Here is a 16,997-nt window from a genome sequence, read left to right as displayed (position 1 = left end):
GCGTGGGCCCGGGTCGCTGTGTGCCTGGTCGCTGGGCCGGGGAGGGAAGCGGGCTCCGCCCGCCGACCGACGAGAACGACGCGAGCAGGTGCACGCGATTGAGCGAGGAACGAGAATGCTCGCATTCTCGTGACGAGCGATTGAGCGTCGAGGCGCGAAGCGCCGAGCACAGCGGCCAGCGCAGGAGGTCGGAATTGTGAGACATGCCCTAGCCTTGCGGGCATGCCCGAGTTCGTCGATGACCACGGCGTCACGATCGTCTATGACGTGTACGAGGCGACTGCGCCGCGCGGCGTCGTGCACCTGCTGCATGGGGTCGGCGAGCACGCGGGTCGCTACCGCCACGTCGCCGAGGCGCTCACGGATGCGGGCTTCACGGTGTACGCAGACGACCACCGCGGCCACGGCCGCACGGGCATGAAGCAGCATGGCGCGGGCGAGAAGCTCGGCCGCCTCGGCACGGGAGGGCACAGGGCGGCCGTCGCCGCCGCCGGCCGCATGGGCGAGATCGCCCGGGCCGAGAGCCCAGGGCTTCCCCTCATCCTGTTCGGGCACTCGTGGGGGTCCTTCCTCGCGCAGCTGCTGCTGAATGAGCATCCGGATGCCTACGACGGGCTGGTGCTGACCGGCTCGGCCCTGCGCGTGCCCGGCGGCCTGAACTCCGGAGACCTCAATGCGCCGTGGCGCGGGCGCGGCGCCCACGGCCTCGAGTGGCTGTCGACGGATCCGGAGGTGTGGCGGTCGTTCCGCGACGACCCGCTCACGACCGAGGTGCCGCTCGCGAGACTGTTCGGCCTGCGGGAAGCGGCGCGCCTCTTCGGCCGCCCGGCGCGCGGCATCGCGGCGACGAAAGACGTGCCCGTGCTGCTGCAGGTCGGTTCGGAGGACACGGTCGGCGGCCCTCGTTCGGTGCACCGCCTCGCGCAGGCCTACCGCGAGCGATCGGGGTTCACCGACGTCACGACCCGCGTCTACCCGGGCGCGCGGCACGAGCTCCACAACGACGACAGCTGGCCGGCGGCCCGCGCCGATCTCATCGCCTGGCTGCAGCGCCGCTTCCCCGAGGCCTGACGGCCCCATCGGGGAGGCGCCTCGCAGGCGCAACTGTTGCCCATCCGGCGCCGTGCTGAGGGCAACAGCTGCGACCGCGAGGGGTGCGGGCGTTTCCGGGTGGCACCTGTTGTCCATCCGGGGCTGTGCTGGGGGCGACAGCTGCGACCGCGACCGGGCCCCTACCCGGGGCCGCGCCTCCCGCCGCCCGCGTAACCTGGGGAGCATGCACGGTGAGTTCAAGGTCCCAGGGGGAAAGCTCGTTGTCGTCGACCTCGAGGTCGCAGACGGGAAGATCGCGGACTTCCACCTGGCGGGCGACTTCTTCCTCGAACCCGACGACGCGCTGCTCGACATCAACGCGGCTGTGAACGGGATGCCCGAGACGGCCGATGTCGCGCAGATCGCGGGCGCCGTGCGCGCCGCCCTGCCGGAAGACGTGCAGATGCTCGGCTTCACGCCCGAATCCGTCGGCACGGCCGTGCGGCGCGCGCTCGTGACGGCATCCGGATGGCGCGACTTCGACTGGCAGATCATCGACGACCCCGCCGTCTCGCCCATGATGAACCTCGCCCTCGACGAGGTGCTCACCGAGCGCGTCGGCGACGGGCGCCGCCAGCCCACCCTGCGGATCTGGGAGTGGGACGAGTCGGCCGTCGTGATCGGCTCCTTCCAGTCGTACCGGAACGAGGTCGACCCGGACGGCGCGCGCAAGCACGGCTTCCAGGTCGTGCGCCGAATCTCGGGCGGCGGCGCGATGCTGATGGGCGCCGGCCAGATCATCACGTACTCGCTGTACGTGCCGTCTTCGCTCGTCGCGGGCCTGACGTTCGCCGATTCGTACGCCTTCCTCGACGATTGGGTGCTGCAGGCGCTGCACGGCGTCGGGATCGCGGCGACCTACCAGGGCCTCAACGACATCACGAGCCCGCAGGGCAAGATCGGCGGGGCCGCGCAGAAGCGCCTCGCCAACGGCGGCGTGCTCCACCACGCCACGCTCAGCTACGACATCGACGGCCAGATGATGACGGAGGTGCTCCGGATCGGCCGCGAGAAGCTCAGCGACAAGGGCACGACGTCCGCGGCCAAGCGCGTCGACCCCATCCGGAGCCAGACGGGCATGAGCCGGAGGGCGATCCTCGACGAGTTCGCGAAGACGTTCCGCGGCTACACGGGTGCCGTCGACGGCAGCGTCACGGATGAGGAATACGCGGCCGCGGAGGAGCTCGTGCGCACCAAGTTCTCGACGGAGCGCTGGCTGCACCGCGTGCCCTGAGGCGCCGTCGGCGCGCCTCGAGCACGATGTCGGCCGGGATATGCCCGGGCGCGACCGGTTGCCGGCCGGTGCATACCGCTCGGAGTATAGGTCGCCGGGGTGCCCGGGGACGCCAGGCGGATGCACAGCTTCGATGCCGTGCGAATGTCGCCGTTCGCGGGCAGGATGGAGCCATGTTCCGCAAGAGCCGACCGACGCTTCCCGCAATGCCGGCGCCGCAGCCGCCCAAGCAGAGCCCAGGAGGGGCCGCGTGGTCCGACGGCCTCGGGCTGCTCGCCATCCGGGCCGTGCAGATCATCGCCGTCGTGGTGCTCGTCGCCGGGGCGATCTGGGGGATGCGCTATCTGACGGTCGTCGTGATCCCTGTGATCCTGGCGATCGTGTTCGCCGCGGCATTCGAACCGCTGATGCGCATGATGCGTCGCGCGATGCCGGCCGCGCTCGCGACCGTGATCGCGCTGCTGGGCGTCGTCGTCGTGATCGGCGGCATCGGCTGGCTCGTCGTGCGCGCCGTGATCGACGAGGCGCCCGAGCTCTACCGCAGCGCGCAGGAGGGCGTCGCCCAGATCATCGCGTGGGTCGAGCACCTGCCGTTCGGGATCGACCCGGCTCAGCTCGAGGAGTGGTGGCAGACGGCACAGGACCTCCTGTTCAGCTCGAGCGTGGGCTCGGCGGTCGGCAGCGGCGCGCTCGCGGGCGTCGGGGCCCTCGCGTCGTTCGTCACCGGCTTCGTGCTGATGGTCGTCATCCTGTTCTTCTTCCTGAAGGACGGGCCGGAGATCTGGGCCTTCCTCACTCGCCCGTTCGAAGGAGAGTGGTACGACCGCATGCAACGGGTCGGCACGAAGACCGTCGACACTCTGGGCGCGTACGTGCGCGGAACGGCGGCCGTCGCAGCGGTCGACGCCATCGGCATCGGCATCGGCCTGTGGATCCTGCAGGTGCCGCTGTGGTTCCCGCTCATGCTCGTCGTCTTCCTGCTCGCCTTCATCCCGATCGTCGGCGCGACGCTCGCCGGCGTGCTGGGTGCGCTCGTCGCGCTCGTGGACGGCGGCATCGTGAAGGCGCTCATCGTCGTCGCGATCGTGATCGTCGTCAACCAGCTCGAGGGCAATTTCCTGCAGCCGGTTCTGATGGGTCGAGCGCTCAAGCTGCACGCACTGGCCATCCTGATCGCCCTGACCATCGGCACTGTGCTGTCGGGCATCGTGGGAGCCGTGCTCGCGGTGCCGATCGCCGCCGTGATCTGGGGCGTCATCCAGGTGTGGGACGGCCCCGACCTCCCCGCGAAGTGGGCGCGCAAGAAGAAGCGACCGCAGCACGTCGAGGCATAGCGACCGCCCGCGGCCGAACGCCACTGCCCCGCACGCGATCGCGTGCGGGGCAGTGGCGTTCGGCGCCCGCTCCGGGTACCCGACGCCGGGACCGGCGCCGCGGGCGTCAGCTCCCGAGCGGCCTGCCGGTCGTATCCGTCGACGCCCGCGTGTCGAGCACGTACGCCTGCGGGTGGCCCGGCAAGTACCGCACGACGACCCGGTCCGCGAAGGCGAGCATCTCGTCTTCCGGGTACGACTGCGCCGTGAAGAAGCTGTAGGAGAGCACGTACGTCTGGCCGTCCTCGGCGGTGAAGCGGACGTAGTCGGAGTCGATCGACTCGGCCTCGACCTCCACGCCGTTGGCATAGATGTAGGCGCCGGTGACCGGCCCGAAGATCAGGCTCGCGAGCCCGACGATGCCGCCGCCGAGGACGACGATCGAGAGCAGGCCGAAGAACCAGCGCCGCACGATCGAGAGCGGGCCGGGGCCGCTCGGGGCGTCACCGACGGGCAGCCCGCGCTCCATCCGGATGCGGCGGAGGGCGGCGCTGTGCGTGTCGCCGCTGGACGTCTTGAACGTCAGCGCCAGCAGCCCGAACGACCCGAATGCGGCGATGAACACGAACGCATACCCGTGGGTGGCGGGCATGTTCACGAGCCAGATGACGGTGTCGAGCACCTCGTTCATCGTGCGTCCCCCTCAGCGGCCATCTCGACCCGGTCGCGGTGCGACGGGTCGTAGCGAACCGGCACCATCGCGCCCGGCTGCACACCCGTGACGGTGAATGGATCGAAAAGCCCGCGCAAGTACGCGACGAACCGATCGCCGTCGCGCGGGGCGACCTCGAGGTACACGTCGTACTGCGGCACGTCGTTGATGGTGACGCCCGTGCGCTGGATCTCGATCACCTCGCCCATCGCGACGCGCGTGCGCAGCGCCCGGCCGCCGCCCGCTCCGCCCCTCCCCAGGCCGACGGCGGACAGGAGCATGCTGATCAGTCCCCACGCGACGCCGACGAAGATGATCCCCGTCTCGGGGTTGCCGCTGAGGAACGGCACGAGCGACTCGCGCTGGTCGACGCTCGTGAGCCCCTCGTACACCCAGATCGCGACGACGGCGCCGAGCGCCAGCCATACGATCCGAACCACCCACCTGAACATGGCGGCTCCTTTCATCCGGACCGAGCCTATGGCGCCCCGCGCGCACCCGGTCACAGATCGGGGCGGTGGGCTTCCGGGATGCCGGAGGCGGGGCATACCTGTGATCGGGAGCGGGGCGGCCCCCATAGCGTTGTCACGAGCGATCGCTCGATCATTCCCGCAACGGAGGATGCCATGGGACTTTTCAACCGCAAGTCGATGGAACAGCGCCAGGACGACGCGATGAGGACGGCCGAGAAGATCGGCCAGGGCAAGGGCTTCGTCGGGCGCATGACGAAGATGGTGATGGGCTCGGAGTTCACGGACAGCGTCGGCAGCGCGGTGAGCTCGGCGCGCACCGGCGAACAGTTCGCGGCGCTCGTGCAGGCGGGTGCGCCGACGCAGCAGGTCACACTGACGCAGGTCGCCGACATGGGCGCCAGCGTGAACGACAACCCGCTGGTCGCGCTCGTGTTCGAGTTCGGCGGGCAGCCGGTGCAGTTGCAGGCGATGGTCTCGCGCCTGCAGGTTCCGCGACCGGGCGACCGGGTGATCGTCGCGCAGGATCCGTCGAACGGCCAGCTGGTGTACGGCGGCCTCGCGCCCGCTGCGTAGCGGAGCCGCCGATCGGGCGGGCCGCAGTCGGCCGAAAGCGCCATATTCTTGCTTGAGTGACGGGTGAGTTCGCGCCGCGGGCGCAGGTCGTGGCCGATGCGTGGCTCGCGCTGGGCGGGGGAGTCGAGGCGCTCAGCAACGCGGGCGGCCTCCCCCTGGCCCGCACGACGAAGCTGATCCTCGATCCGCTCGTGGTGCGCCCGACGCAGCGCCCCCACCTCGCGCGGGCCCTGCTCGCACCGGATGCGGCTGCCGAACTGACCGAGAGAATCACGGCGGCCGCGGGTGACCTGAGGGCGACATCCGGGTGGTTCGCGTGTATGAAGAAGCAGCGCAGGGCGCGCCGGATCACGGCGGGGAACCCGCAGGAGAAGTACTTCCAGAGGGCGTACGAGCTCGCGCGCATGCACGGCGAGCCGGGCGATGGCGCGGACCAGATCGCGGGGGCCGAGGTGGAGGACGTGCACGGCGACGAGCGTGTGGGCGCCGCCGAGCTGCGGGAGTTCCTCAGCGACCCGGGCGTTGCCTCCGCCATCGGCGCGCTGATCGCCGGGGCCTGGAGGGACGGGGCGGAGGCGACTGCCGCCGACCCAACGAGCGTCCCCGCTGCGCGCGACGCGGTGCGGGATGAGCGGGCGGGCGCCCCGAGCGATGCGGCGCGGGACGGCGCGATCGGCGATGCCCTCATGACCGGCCCCGAAGCCGCGAGCGCCCCGCGTGACGCGGTGCCAGTTGCGCGGTCGGGCACTGGGGACGACAAGCGCATCGACGCCTTCCTCGATGCGTGCGTCACGGGCGACGGGAGCGCGGCCGACCTGGTGCGCGACAGCGCGGGGAGCGCGGCCGGGCGCCGGATGCGCGCGCCCGGCGCCGCGCGCCGGGCCGGCCTGAGCGACCTCGACGCGCCGGTGCCGCCCTCCGTCGGAACCGGGGCGTCGAAGAACGCCCTGCCGAAGCCGTTCGACCGGTCGATCCTGGAGCGTCTGTTCGTGCCGATCGCCTCGCTCGAGGTCGAGGGCACGGCCGAGCTGCGGGGCCTCGTCGAGCGGGAAGCGGCGCGCAGCGCCGAGCCGTGGCAGCTCGGCGACGAAGTCTCGCGCGTCGTGATGGCGGCGGGCGAGCGCGCGGGCGCGATGGACGACGCGACCGAGGCGTCGCGGTGCTTGCGGGCGCGCTGGCGGCGCGAGGGATTCGTGCGGAGGGCCGAACGGCTCGGCGCCGACTCGTCCGAGGGTGCCGCCGAGGCCTTCCTGCGCCGCCTCTGGGCGCGCCTGCACGGTCGCGAGCTGCGCCACCAACCGGTCGAGGCCGACGACGTGTGGGACGTGCTCGACGGCGCGATGCGGTCGGTGATCCTCGACCGCCGCGACCGGGTGAAGGCGGAACTGGCGGTGTCGGCATGACCGTCAGGGGAACCATGCGGGCCGGAGAGCCGCGCGATGGGCGGGCGGGGAGCATCGGACGCGCCGAGCCGCGGGTGTCGACCGCGGGCGGGGCGGTGCGCTGTGCCGATTCGCGGTCGTTCAGCGCCGAGCTCCCTCGTTCCGCGGCGAGTGACGCGCGGCAGGTCGGGATCGGCGGTGCGGAATGATTGTTCGGCGCGACGGCGACGGCTGGCACCTGGGCGAACCGGCGGGCGCGCCCTGGCTGGTCGGCATCGTCGAGGGCGCGGGAGCGACGCTGTGGTGGCCCGTCGAAGGCGGCGCCCCCGGGGCCCTCGTCTGGGACGCGCCCCGGGCATCCGGATGGATCGACGCCGTCTGGCCCGGCACGACCGCGACGCTCGCCGAGGCTGGCGCGTTCGGTGCGGTTTCCGGTGCGCGCGTTGCGGACGAGGCCGCGGGGGCCGGCGAGCGCGGTGCGGCACCGGATGCTGCCGCGCGCGGCGCAGGCGGTGCTGCCGGCGCCGACGCGGGGGCGCCCGGCTCGGACTCGGGCGGGCGCGGCGCGGAAGAGCGCGACGGAGAGCGTCCGTACGGTTCGGGCACCCCGCTCGCCGATGCCGCCAGGCGAGCGGCGCTCGCCGGCTGGCGGGCGGCGTGGTGGCCGGCGTCGCGCGTTGCGGGCATCCCGGCGCTCGACCCGCGCCTGGTCGCCGCGGAGCTCGCGGTGGCGAGGGCCGAACTCGACGGGGCGCTCGACGACGAGGACGCGGCCGCCCGCGCGCTCGCGGGGTTCTCCGCGGCCGTTGCGCGCTTCGGCGAGATCGAGCCCGGAGACGGCACAGGGGCGGACCTCGCCGCCCGTGCGGCCGAACTCCTGGCGGAGCACGGTGCCGAGTTGCCGGGGCCCGCCCTGGCGGAGACCCGCGCCGACGACTTCGCGCTCGCCGCGGCTGGCCGAGCGGCCCCGGCCCCGCTCGCGGCGGGGGAGTCGCCGGTCGACCCGGCCTCCCTGCCGCAGGGCGTCGTCGACCCGGCGGGGGTCGTGGCCTGGAGCGTCGCCATCGGTGCGGGAGGAGCCGTGCTGTCGGTCGCCGTGCCCGCGGCCCCGCAGTTCGGCGACGCAGCTCCGCCCGCGGCCGACCTGCGCGCCCGCGTCGCCGACGCCGAGGTCCCGCTCGCGCGGGGCGGCGACGCGTGGGGCGGCGAGGCGAGCGTGCCCCCGACGTTCCTCGCGCTCCCGCCGGAGCGCCGCGCCGCCGCACTGACCGTCGTCGGTTTCGACCCCGCCGCGCGCGAACCGGGCGGGCGCGGCGTTGCCGACGACCTCATCCGGATCGCCCACGCGCGACTGGCGGCACCCGAATCCGCCTCGGAGCGCGAGGCGCGATGAGCGACGACCTGCAACGGCTGCAGGAGCAGTGCTCCGCGGCGTACGAACGGGGAGGGTACGTCGGGGCGGCGCCGTTCGCCGAGCGCATCATCGCGGCGATCGACCGCTCGCCGCAGCACGGCGCCTGGGCGGCGCTGGTCACGGCGCAGATGCGGTACTTCCTGGCGCGCGCGGCACTCGATCAGGGGAGCAGAGACGCGGCCAGCGGCCACCTCGACGAAGGGTTCCGCGCCGCGGCGACGGCGGAGGAGCTCGGCGACCCGCGCTGGACGCAGCAGCGGCTCCTGCTGCTCGTCTCGCGGGCCGAGCTCCGGATGACCGCGGGCGACGCCGACGGCGCGCTCGCCGACCTCGCCGAGGCGGAGCGTCTCGACGACCTGTCGTCCGCTCCGGACTGGGGCGAGGCGCAGGTGCACATGCGCCTCGCGAAGCAGTACGCGCTGCAGGAGGTCGGCCGCTTCGACGAGTCGCTGCGGCAGGCGCAGATCGCGCTCGAGCTGGCGACCGCCCACGAGCCGAGGCTCGTGCCCGAGGCACTGCAGCGCCTGGCGCTGGTGCGCCGACTGACGGGCGCGGGCGATGAGGGCGACCATCACCTGCACGCAGCCGCCGCGATCGGCGCGACCCAGGACCTCGGCGGGCCCGGTCGCGCGGAGCTCGCGCGAAGCCTCGCGTCGCGCGCGCTGGAGGTCGGCGACCTCGCCGGGGCGGAGCGGCACCTCGACGACGCGGAGCGGGAGTTCTCGGCGGTCGGCGACCTGCGCCGGGCCGCCTACGCCGGCGTCGGCCGGGCCGATGTGCTGCGCCAGCGGCACGAGTTCGACGCGGCGGTCGACGCGGCACTGGCCGCGGTCGAGCGCGCGGCCGAGCTCGGTGAGGGCTCCGCGCAGCTGGAGGGCTGGACGGTCGCGGGAATGGCCCACGACGAGGCGGGGCGCGGCGCGCTCGCGCTCGAGGCGCACGGCCGGGCCCGAGAGATCGCCCAGCGCGAGGGCGACGTGCTGCAGCTCGTGCGCATCGACGTGCGCCGCGGCGCCGCCGCGCTGAACGCGGCGGGCCGGGCCGTGCAGGCGGAGCAGCGGCAGGGGAGCGCGTTCGGGCGCGCGGCTCGGTCGGGGCCCACGGGCAGCGATTCGGCAGTTCCGGATGCCGCCGCGGCGGACGGCGGAGGCGGCGATTGTGCGGCGGGTGGCCGCGGTCCCGCCGATGCGTCGCCTAGCACCGGGGGCGGTGTCGGCCCGGATGACGCGGGTGCGGGCACTGTCGGCGACGTATCTCGAATGGCCGGTGAGCCGGACGCGAGGGCGCGTGCGGCGGGTGGCCGCGGTCCCGCCGATGCGTCGCCTAGCACCGGGGGCGGTGTCGGCCCGGATGGGCCGGGTGCGGGCACTGTCGGAGACGCATCTCGAATGGCCGGTGAGCCGGACGCGAGGGCGCGTGCGGCGGGCGGCTGCGGTCCCGCCGATACGTCGCCTAGCACCGGGGGCGGCGTCGGCCCGGATGGGCCGGGTGCGGGCACTGTCGGAGACGCATCTCGAACGGCCGGTGAGCCCGACCCGAGGGCTCGTGCGGCGGGTGCGACCACCGTCGGTCCGGCGCCGCGCACGTCATCGGACTGTTTCGCCGTGACGGCAGACATCGCCCTGCCGGCGGCCCTCGCGGCCGACGCCATCCGGTTCGACATGGAACCGGGGCCGGTGCGCGAGAGCTGGGCGCGGGAACTCTCGACGCCCCTGACCGACATCGCGCTGCGCGCGCTGACGGGCCTCGGCCGCGCCGACGAGATCGTGGCGCTGCTCGAGTACGCCGCCGCGACAGCCTCGCTCGACCCGGCGCCCCGGGAGGCGGTGGCGGCCGCACCGGTGCCGGGTGGCGCGAGTGCCAGTGCGTCGGCGGTGTCGTGGGGCGGGGAGGGGCTGACGGTTGCGCGTGATCCGGCGCTTCGGGGTGCCGAGGCGGCCGCGCCGCTGCCCGGTGCAGAGGCGCCCACGGAGCCGTTGCCCGGGCAAGCGCCGATGGCCGCACCGAGCGAGGCCGCGCCGGCCGCAGGCGGTCGGGCGGCACCGACCGCGCCGCACGACCGCCTCGACCCGCCGCCGTACGTGCGCACCGACCCCGCCGGCGGGAGCGCGATCGACTGGGCGATCACCGCCGCGCGCGAGCGCTACGGCATCGCGGTCCGCGGCGACGAGGAGGTCGACGCATGGTGACGATGTCGTACCCCGACGCGGCCGAGGTCGTCGCCGACGTCGAGCGGCCGACGGCGCAGCTCAAGTACGTCGACACGGCCGACGCGGGGCTCTGGGTGACCTGGCGGTGGGAGCACGCCGTCGACAAACCGCGCATCTGGGGCATCCGGCCGCAGCAGCTCGCGGGCGCGCTCGCCGCGTTCGAACAGGCGATCCCGGATGCCCAGGGTGCGGAGAGCGTTGACGACGCGCTGCGCCGGTCGTGGGCGGTGTGGGGCGACGTGGAGCGCGAGAAGAGGGTCGCGTACGCGCTCGCGGTCGCGCTGATCCCGCAGGCGCTCGCGGCTGAGGTCAACGGCTTCCTCGCGGCGGGCAGGCGGCCGCACCTGCGCATCCAGTCGTCGCGCTCCCTCGCGTCGGTGCCGTGGCAGGCGCTGCGCGTCGACGAGGGCCTCCGGATGGTGCACGAGGTCGACGTGTCGACGCTCCTGCCGGCGAGCGTGCGGAACGCGCCGCGGCGCCGGGCGTCGGCTTGGGACGCGGCGGCGCCCGTGGTCGCGTCGGTCGACCCCGAGGTCCCTGGGCGCATACCGGGGCTCGGCCCCGTGCTGCGCACGGACGAGCCGATCGTCGCCGACGCCCTCGCGCACCTCGGCGAGCGGCTGGTGGGCGGCCAGCGGCATCCGGTGTCGCGCGAGCAGCTGCGTGAGCGGCTCGGCACCGCTGGCCGCTGGCTGTACGTCGGCCACGTCACGTCCGGGGCCTTCGGCCTCGACACCCGCCTGCACCTCACCGACGGCCCGGCCGCGTGCGGGCGCGCCGACCTGATCGCCGGGGTGCACCGCCCTCTGACGGCGGGCGACATCGTCTTCGGAGACCCGGATGAGCATGCGCGCCCCGACAGCGGCCCGTGGCGGGTGCCGAACCGCGTGGCGCTGATCGCGTGCGCGTCGGGCAGCGACGCGTCGTACGGCGACCCGAGCGGGCTCGTCGGCGCGCTCACGATGCGCGGTGCCGAGGTCGTCACGGCGGCTCGGTGGACGCTGCCGACCGACGTCGGCCTCGAATGGCTCGCGGCGGCGGGGCTCGGACCGGCCGCGACCGAGAGCTCGGCGCCGTTCCACGCATTCGCGCGGGCGGTCGCGGCGGTCAACGCCGCGCACGAGAGCGACGACCCGGTCGCCGCACTCAGCGCCTGGCAGCGGGCCGAGGCCGACGCGTGGGAGCGCACGGGCGACCCCGAGCACACCCCGCTGATCTGGGCCTCGCTCACAACGTCGGTGGCCGGCCTCTGCCGCGCAAAAATGCCGCTAACTGCTCCAGAATCCGAGAATTGGAGCAGTTCGCGGCATATTTGCGCGCTGTGACCGGCGCCCTACGCCCCGAGCACCTTGGCGATGACGGCCTTCGCCTCGGCCTGCACCTCCGCGAGGTGCTCCGGGCCGCACAGGCTCTCGGCGTACAGCTTGTAGACGTCTTCCGTGCCGGATGGGCGGGCGGCGAACCACGACGACGCCGTCTGCACCTTGAGGCCGCCGATCGCGGCACCGTTGCCCGGCGCGTGCGAGAGCTTGGCGGTGATCTCGTCGCCCGCGAGCACGGCGGCGTCGACGTCGTCGGGCGAGAGCGCCTTCAGCGCGGCCTTCTGCTCGGGCGAAGCGGGGGCGTCGACGCGCGCGTAGGCGGAGGCGCCGTGCTCCGCCTCGAGCTCGGCGTAGCGCTGCGACGGTGTCTTGCCGGTGACGGCGGTGATCTCGGCGGCGAGCAGGCACAACAGGATGCCGTCCTTGTCCGTCGTCCAGACGCCGCCGTCCGTGCGCAGGAACGATGCGCCGGCCGACTCCTCGCCGCCGAAGGCGACGGAGCCGTCGAGCAGGCCGGGCACGAACCACTTGAAGCCGACGGGAACCTCGACGAGCGGGCGTTCGAGCGACGCTGCGACGCGGTCGATGATCATCGACGACACGAGCGTCTTGCCGATGCCCGCGTCGGCGCGCCACCCGGGGCGGTGCGAGAACAGGTAGTCGATCGCGACGGCGAGGAAGTGGTTCGGGTTCATCAGGCCCGCGTCGGGCGTGACGATGCCGTGCCGGTCAGCGTCGGCGTCGTTGCCCGTCAGCAGGTCGAACTCGTCGCGCCGCGCGACGAGCGAAGCCATCGCGGAGGGCGACGACGGGTCCATCCGGATCTTCTCGTCCCAGTCCAGGGTCATGAAGCGCCAGGTCGGGTCGACATCCGGGTTCACGACCGTCAGGTCGAGGCCGTACACCTCGGCGATGTGCTGCCAGTACTCAACGGAGGCGCCGCCCATGGGGTCGGCGCCGATGCGCACGTTCGCCGCCTTGATGGCGTCGAGGTCGATGATCGAGGCGAGCCCGCGCACGTAGGCCTCGCGGAAGTCGTAGGTGTCGATCGAGTCGTGGTCGAGGTCGTTGAAGCGCACGCGGCGGACGGCCTCGAGGTCGGCGGCGAGGAGCTGGTTGGCGCGGTCGGCGATCCACGTGGTCGCGTCGGCGTCGGCGGGGCCGCCGTGCGGCGGGTTGTACTTGAAGCCGCCGTCGGTCGGCGGGTTGTGGCTCGGGGTGACGACGATGCCGTCGGCGAGGCCGGGGTCGCTCCCGTCGCGGCCGGCGTTGTGCTCGAGGATCGCGAGGCTGAGCGCCGGGGTGGGCACGTACGAGTCGCGGGAGTCGATGCGCACATCGATGCCGTTCGCGACCAGCACCTCTAGGGCGCTGTGCTCGGCGGGCAGCGACAGGGCGTGTGTGTCGCGGCCGAGGAAGAGGGGGCCGGCGATGCCCTTCTCCGTGCGGTAGTCGACGATCGCCTGCGTCGTCGCGAGGATGTGGTTCTCGTTGAAGCTCGACTTCAGGCTCGACCCTCGGTGCCCGCTCGTGCCGAACTCGACGCGCTGGCTGTCGAACTGCGGGTCGGGCTCGATGTCGTAGTACGCGCCGATCAGCGCGTCGATGTCGGTGAGATCGGATGCCTCAGCTGGCTGTCCTGCGCGGCTCATAGGTCAAGTCTGCCAGCAATCGTTACCTCGCGGTTATGCATTCGGTGATGGTGTGCGGAGGGCTACGATTCTGCGTATGACGAACGATGCCCCGACCCCGCGCACATACAGCTACCTGGGGCCGGCGGGAACGTTCACCGAATCGGCGCTCGAGCAGGTGCCCGAGGCGCGCGGCCAGCGCTGGAAGCCCGTGAGCAACGTCGGCGAGGCTCTCGGCGACGTCGCGAGCGGCGAGAGCGACGCCGCCATGATCGCGATCGAGAACACTGTCGAGGGCGGGGTCTCGAGCGCTCAGGACGCGCTCGCCGAGGTGCCGGGCCTGCGCATCGTCGGCGAGTACCTCGTGCCGGTGTCGTTCGTGCTCGTGGCGCCGCGCGGCACGACGCTCGACCAGGTCACGGATGTCGCGGCGCATCCGGTCGCCTACGCGCAGTGCCTGGAATGGCTGGGCAGGAACGTCACGGGCCACCGCCAGGTGATCGCGGGCAGCAACGTCGCCAGCGCCATCGGCGTGCTCGACGGCACGCTGCCGGCGCAGGCCGCGATCGCGGCGCCCGGCGTCGTCGGCCACTACGACGTCGACGTGCTGGCCGAGAACATCGGCGACAACGAACACGCCGTGACCCGCTTCGTGCTCGTCACCCGCACGGGCACGCCGCCCGAGCCGACCGGCGCCGACAAGACCTCGCTGATCGCGGAGCTGCCCAAGGAGGTCTCGGGCGCCCTCGTCGAGATGCTCGAGCAGTTCGCGACGCGCGGCATCAACCTCAGCCTCATCCAATCGCGCCCGATCGGCGACCGGATGGGCCGGTACCGCTTCGTCATCGACGCCGACGGACACGTGGCCGACGAGCGGATGGCCGACGCCCTGATGGGCCTCAAGCGCTTCAGCCCGCGCGTGACGTTCCTCGGCTCGTATCCGCGCGCCGACCGCCAGATCGTGCAGTACTCCGAGCGGTACAGCGACGCATCGTTCGCCGACGCCCGCGACTGGCTCCGCGGCCTCATCGCGGGCGAACCCGACGCGTAGCCCCGCGAACTCCGGCACACCTCACTTTCGGCTCCTCGCCGCGCGCGTTCGGTGGTCGCCGTCGCAGATGACGCGCCGTCCGGTGCGATTCATCCGCGGAGTTTGAGACCGCGGCGGGGTGGGCAGTTGTCCTCGGAGCGCGACGCGTGCGGATCGGCGACTAGGCTCGGGGCATGTTCGAGACTCTGAGGGACGAGGTGTCGCGACGACAGATCCCGGCCGCGGCGGTCTCGCTGCCCGGTGACGATGCGCCGGCCATGGAAGGCGCACTCCGCCTGCGTCAGAGTGACGCGCAGAACGAGTGGCTGTTCGAGACCGTCGACTACGGCACCGCCTTCCTGCTCGCATTCGCAGCATCCGAAGACGACGCGGGCCAGCTCCTGCTCGACTACCTCGACAAGCCGCTCCCCGACGTCGCCGTGTTCTCCCAGGCCGACGTCGAACAGGCCGTCGGCGAGGCCACGACCCACTGGAGCGACCTCCGCGCTCGCGCGACCGACGGATCCCTCCTCATCGACGTTCCGGCCGGCGTCGTCTTCGATCGCATCGGCGCCCTCGACGGCACCATGCTCTTCCCGTACGGAACGTCCTACGAGGCGCGATCGCTCCCGCCCTTTGGCGCTCTCCCGGCCGGATCCGATCGCCACGCGTTCGTCACCCGCGGAACGATGCGGGTGCGCGTCGACGTCGTGCGGCCCTGGTTCGGCCAGCCGGGCGGCGGCCTGCGGTGCACGCTCGCGCACGACTTCGTCGGGATCCGCGACCTCGTCGCGCACGGCACACTCGAGCGCTTCCGCGTCGACAACTGACTCAGCGGGAGGCGAGCACCTCGTCGGCGATGTCGTCGAGGTCCTTGTCGGCCCACAGGGCGACGCGCACGGCGACAGCATCGCCGAGTGAGAGGCCCCACACTCTCACGACGGACTCTTGCGCGTTGCGATCCTTCCAGGAGATGGTCACGCCGGTCGGTTCCGCTTCGTAGCGGAAACCGGAAGGGAGGTCCTCTCGTCCCACTCCGCGCTTGAATCTCGGAGTGATCACGACCGCGAACATGCGCAGGGCATCATCGAGACGTGTCGCGAATGCCACCGGGCTCAGCTCGGATCGAGAGCTCCGCTCCAGTTCGAACCCGCCCTCGACCGGCACCACGGCGAACCCGACTTCGCCGTCGAAGAGCGCGAAGACTTCGCCGCGACCCTCCGACAATAAGCTCAGGCCGGCTGGGGCGCCGATGCGTTCAGCGAACTGTGCCGCACGCGTTAGTTCGTCGTCCGAGGGCGATGACGTTGCCGTGTCATCTTCGTACCCGGCATCGGCGAGCTTCGCCCGCAGCCAGTCGGGACGATTCTCGGGCGAACGCGGGAACTTCTTCTGATCCGCGAGCCATCTCTGCGGTCCGATCGGTGTGTGCGACCAGGGCTCGCCTTCGTAGTTGTACGTGGTCTCGGCCGTGCCCTCGCGCGTGACGACAAGCTCCATCGAGAACCACGTGCCGCGTTCAGGCTCATACATCGCGCGGCGCAGCTCGCGGCGCGCGAGAACGACGGCCCTCGGTGGGTCGAGCAGCGCGGTCTCGCCGTTCGTGAGCGTGACCGCAGTCGACGTATCCGTGACGCTCCCGACGCTCGAGATCGAGTGCTCTATCCGACTCCATCCATCGGGCGCAGCGGACGCGAACTCCTCGGCCATCTCCGAGCGCAGGCGCATCTCCGCAATCATCGGAGGTTCGTTCGCGTCAGTCATCAACGTTCCCGGAATCCTAGCTTGTTCACGCGATCATCTTCCACCCGCGGACGAGGATAGGGCGCTGCGTCGCCGTTATGCCGTGCGGCCGCGCGACAGGCGCTCCCAGGCCGCGCCGTCGAGCTCGGCGTGGGCGGTACGGCCGTCCTTCGTCTCGAGCCAGATGTGCACGCGGTGCGCCTCGCGATCCTCCATCGACTGCAGGATCATCTTGCCGCTTCCGACCTGCCCCGAGATCTCCGGGATCTCGGGCAGGGTGCCGTCGCGCAGCTGCGCCGCGTACCTGTCGAAGGCGGAGTGATCGGAGAACCGTGCCACGCGGCCGTTGTGCAGGCGCGATCCGGTCTGGGAGTCGACCCACGACGTGGACTTCGCCACCGCGAACCAGGTGCAGAAGAGCCCGAAGAAGAGGCAGAACGCGCCGATGAGCACGATGCCGAAGAGCGCGCCCCCGGAACCGTTCAACCACGGGCGGCGCAGATTGCGCGCTTCGGGGAGGTTGCTGAAGTGCTCCCAGAGCGCAGGCGCGCTGAGCGCGATTGCGAGCGCCGCGATCAGGAAGATCGCGGCCGCGATTGCGAACCCCCGGCGCCTCTTCGGATCCGCGACCTGGCGGAATCGCTGCGGCTGCGCCTGCAGATAGGCTCGCTCGATCTCCTGCACGGTCGAACTCCTCCGGATGGGGTATGTCGGCTCAGCGTAGCGAAGGTCTCCGGCCGTTCCTCCCCCCTCACCCTCGCGTCCGGGGCCCTCCGCGCCAGCAGCTCAATCATCGGGAAGGCAGCGCCGCCTCGGCGATGCGGTCGAGATCGGTGCCTGCCCGGGCGTCGCCGCGTGAGCGAACTGA

15 protein-coding genes are annotated in these 16,997 nt (G+C 72.5%); 10 read left to right on the top strand and 5 right to left on the bottom strand.

From position 1 onward, the window contains the following. Positions 1-222 precede the first annotated feature (222 nt). The 3 genes from C0010_RS03880 (at position 223) to C0010_RS03870 (ending at position 3,660) form a co-directional block, all read left to right on the top strand. Positions 223-1,071: an alpha/beta fold hydrolase gene (locus tag C0010_RS03880; RefSeq protein ID WP_105565751.1), complete on the top strand. Its 849-nt coding sequence runs from the start codon at positions 223-225 to the stop codon at positions 1,069-1,071. Positions 1,072-1,276: 205 nt separating this feature from the next. After that, on the top strand, positions 1,277-2,326 hold the full coding sequence (locus C0010_RS03875) for a lipoate--protein ligase family protein (protein ID WP_105565750.1): 1,050 nt from the start codon (positions 1,277-1,279) through the stop codon (positions 2,324-2,326). Between the two features lie 206 nt (positions 2,327-2,532). Further along, complete coding sequence (locus C0010_RS03870) at positions 2,533-3,660, top strand: AI-2E family transporter (RefSeq protein ID WP_232531722.1); 1,128 nt, start codon at positions 2,533-2,535, stop codon at positions 3,658-3,660. A 106-nt stretch (positions 3,661-3,766) separates the two neighbouring features. On the opposite strand, the gene C0010_RS03865 is transcribed toward C0010_RS03870, so the two are convergent. Both C0010_RS03865 and C0010_RS03860 read right to left on the bottom strand, forming a co-directional pair. Beyond that, entirely contained in the window at positions 3,767-4,330 is a 564-nt protein-coding gene (locus C0010_RS03865) for a hypothetical protein (protein ID WP_105565748.1), read from the bottom strand. After that, positions 4,327-4,803: a hypothetical protein gene (locus tag C0010_RS03860; protein WP_105565747.1), complete on the bottom strand. Its 477-nt coding sequence runs from the start codon at positions 4,801-4,803 to the stop codon at positions 4,327-4,329. Before C0010_RS03860 ends, C0010_RS03865 begins: the two co-directional genes overlap by 4 nt. A gap of 174 nt (positions 4,804-4,977) precedes the next feature. On the opposite strand from C0010_RS03860, the gene C0010_RS03855 reads away from it, so the two are divergent. The 5 genes from C0010_RS03855 to C0010_RS03835 all read left to right on the top strand — a co-directional run bounded on the left by C0010_RS03855 (position 4,978) and on the right by C0010_RS03835 (position 11,728). Further along, on the top strand, positions 4,978-5,397 hold the full coding sequence (locus C0010_RS03855) for a hypothetical protein (protein WP_158685274.1): 420 nt from the start codon (positions 4,978-4,980) through the stop codon (positions 5,395-5,397). A 56-nt stretch (positions 5,398-5,453) separates the two neighbouring features. Further along, positions 5,454-6,800 (top strand): hypothetical protein, encoded by a 1,347-nt coding sequence (locus C0010_RS03850; protein WP_105565745.1) that lies wholly within the window; start codon positions 5,454-5,456, stop codon positions 6,798-6,800. A 184-nt stretch (positions 6,801-6,984) separates the two neighbouring features. Further along, entirely contained in the window at positions 6,985-8,172 is a 1,188-nt protein-coding gene (locus tag C0010_RS03845; RefSeq protein WP_105565744.1) for a hypothetical protein, read from the top strand. After that, positions 8,169-10,382: a hypothetical protein gene (locus C0010_RS03840; RefSeq protein ID WP_105565743.1), complete on the top strand. Its 2,214-nt coding sequence runs from the start codon at positions 8,169-8,171 to the stop codon at positions 10,380-10,382. The genes C0010_RS03845 and C0010_RS03840 overlap by 4 nt, the downstream gene beginning before the upstream one ends. Continuing rightward, the gene (locus C0010_RS03835) at positions 10,376-11,728 is read left to right on the top strand and encodes a CHAT domain-containing protein (RefSeq protein WP_105565742.1); all 1,353 of its coding nucleotides are present in this window, start codon (positions 10,376-10,378) and stop codon (positions 11,726-11,728) included. Before C0010_RS03840 ends, C0010_RS03835 begins: the two co-directional genes overlap by 7 nt. An 8-nt stretch (positions 11,729-11,736) precedes the next feature. Here the strand turns inward: C0010_RS03835 and pgm are convergent, their stop codons facing one another. Further along, positions 11,737-13,377 (bottom strand): phosphoglucomutase (alpha-D-glucose-1,6-bisphosphate-dependent), encoded by a 1,641-nt coding sequence (gene pgm / locus C0010_RS03830; RefSeq protein WP_105565741.1) that lies wholly within the window; start codon positions 13,375-13,377, stop codon positions 11,737-11,739. Positions 13,378-13,453: 76 nt separating this feature from the next. On the opposite strand from pgm, the gene pheA reads away from it, so the two are divergent. Then, positions 13,454-14,407 carry a prephenate dehydratase gene (gene pheA, locus C0010_RS03825; RefSeq protein ID WP_105565740.1) on the top strand — a complete coding sequence of 318 codons (954 nt, stop codon included), beginning with the start codon at positions 13,454-13,456 and terminating at the stop codon, positions 14,405-14,407. Positions 14,408-14,580: 173 nt separating this feature from the next. After that, the gene (locus tag C0010_RS03820) at positions 14,581-15,216 is read left to right on the top strand and encodes a TNT domain-containing protein (RefSeq protein ID WP_105565739.1); all 636 of its coding nucleotides are present in this window, start codon (positions 14,581-14,583) and stop codon (positions 15,214-15,216) included. Between the two features lies 1 nt (position 15,217). Here the strand turns inward: C0010_RS03820 and C0010_RS03815 are convergent, their stop codons facing one another. Together C0010_RS03815 and C0010_RS03810 are read right to left on the bottom strand one after the other, a co-directional pair. Continuing rightward, entirely contained in the window at positions 15,218-16,150 is a 933-nt protein-coding gene (locus C0010_RS03815) for an acetate and sugar kinases/Hsc70/actin family protein (RefSeq protein WP_105565738.1), read from the bottom strand. 75 nt (positions 16,151-16,225) lie between these two features. Further along, complete coding sequence (locus C0010_RS03810; RefSeq protein WP_105565737.1) at positions 16,226-16,813, bottom strand: hypothetical protein; 588 nt, start codon at positions 16,811-16,813, stop codon at positions 16,226-16,228. Positions 16,814-16,997 lie beyond the last annotated feature (184 nt).

The sequence above is a fragment of the Microbacterium halophytorum genome, from assembly GCF_002970975.1.
GTDB lineage: Bacteria > Actinomycetota > Actinomycetes > Actinomycetales > Microbacteriaceae > Microbacterium > Microbacterium halophytorum.
Note: the sequence above shows the minus strand (reverse complement) of the source record. Positions and strands in the feature narration are given on the sequence as shown.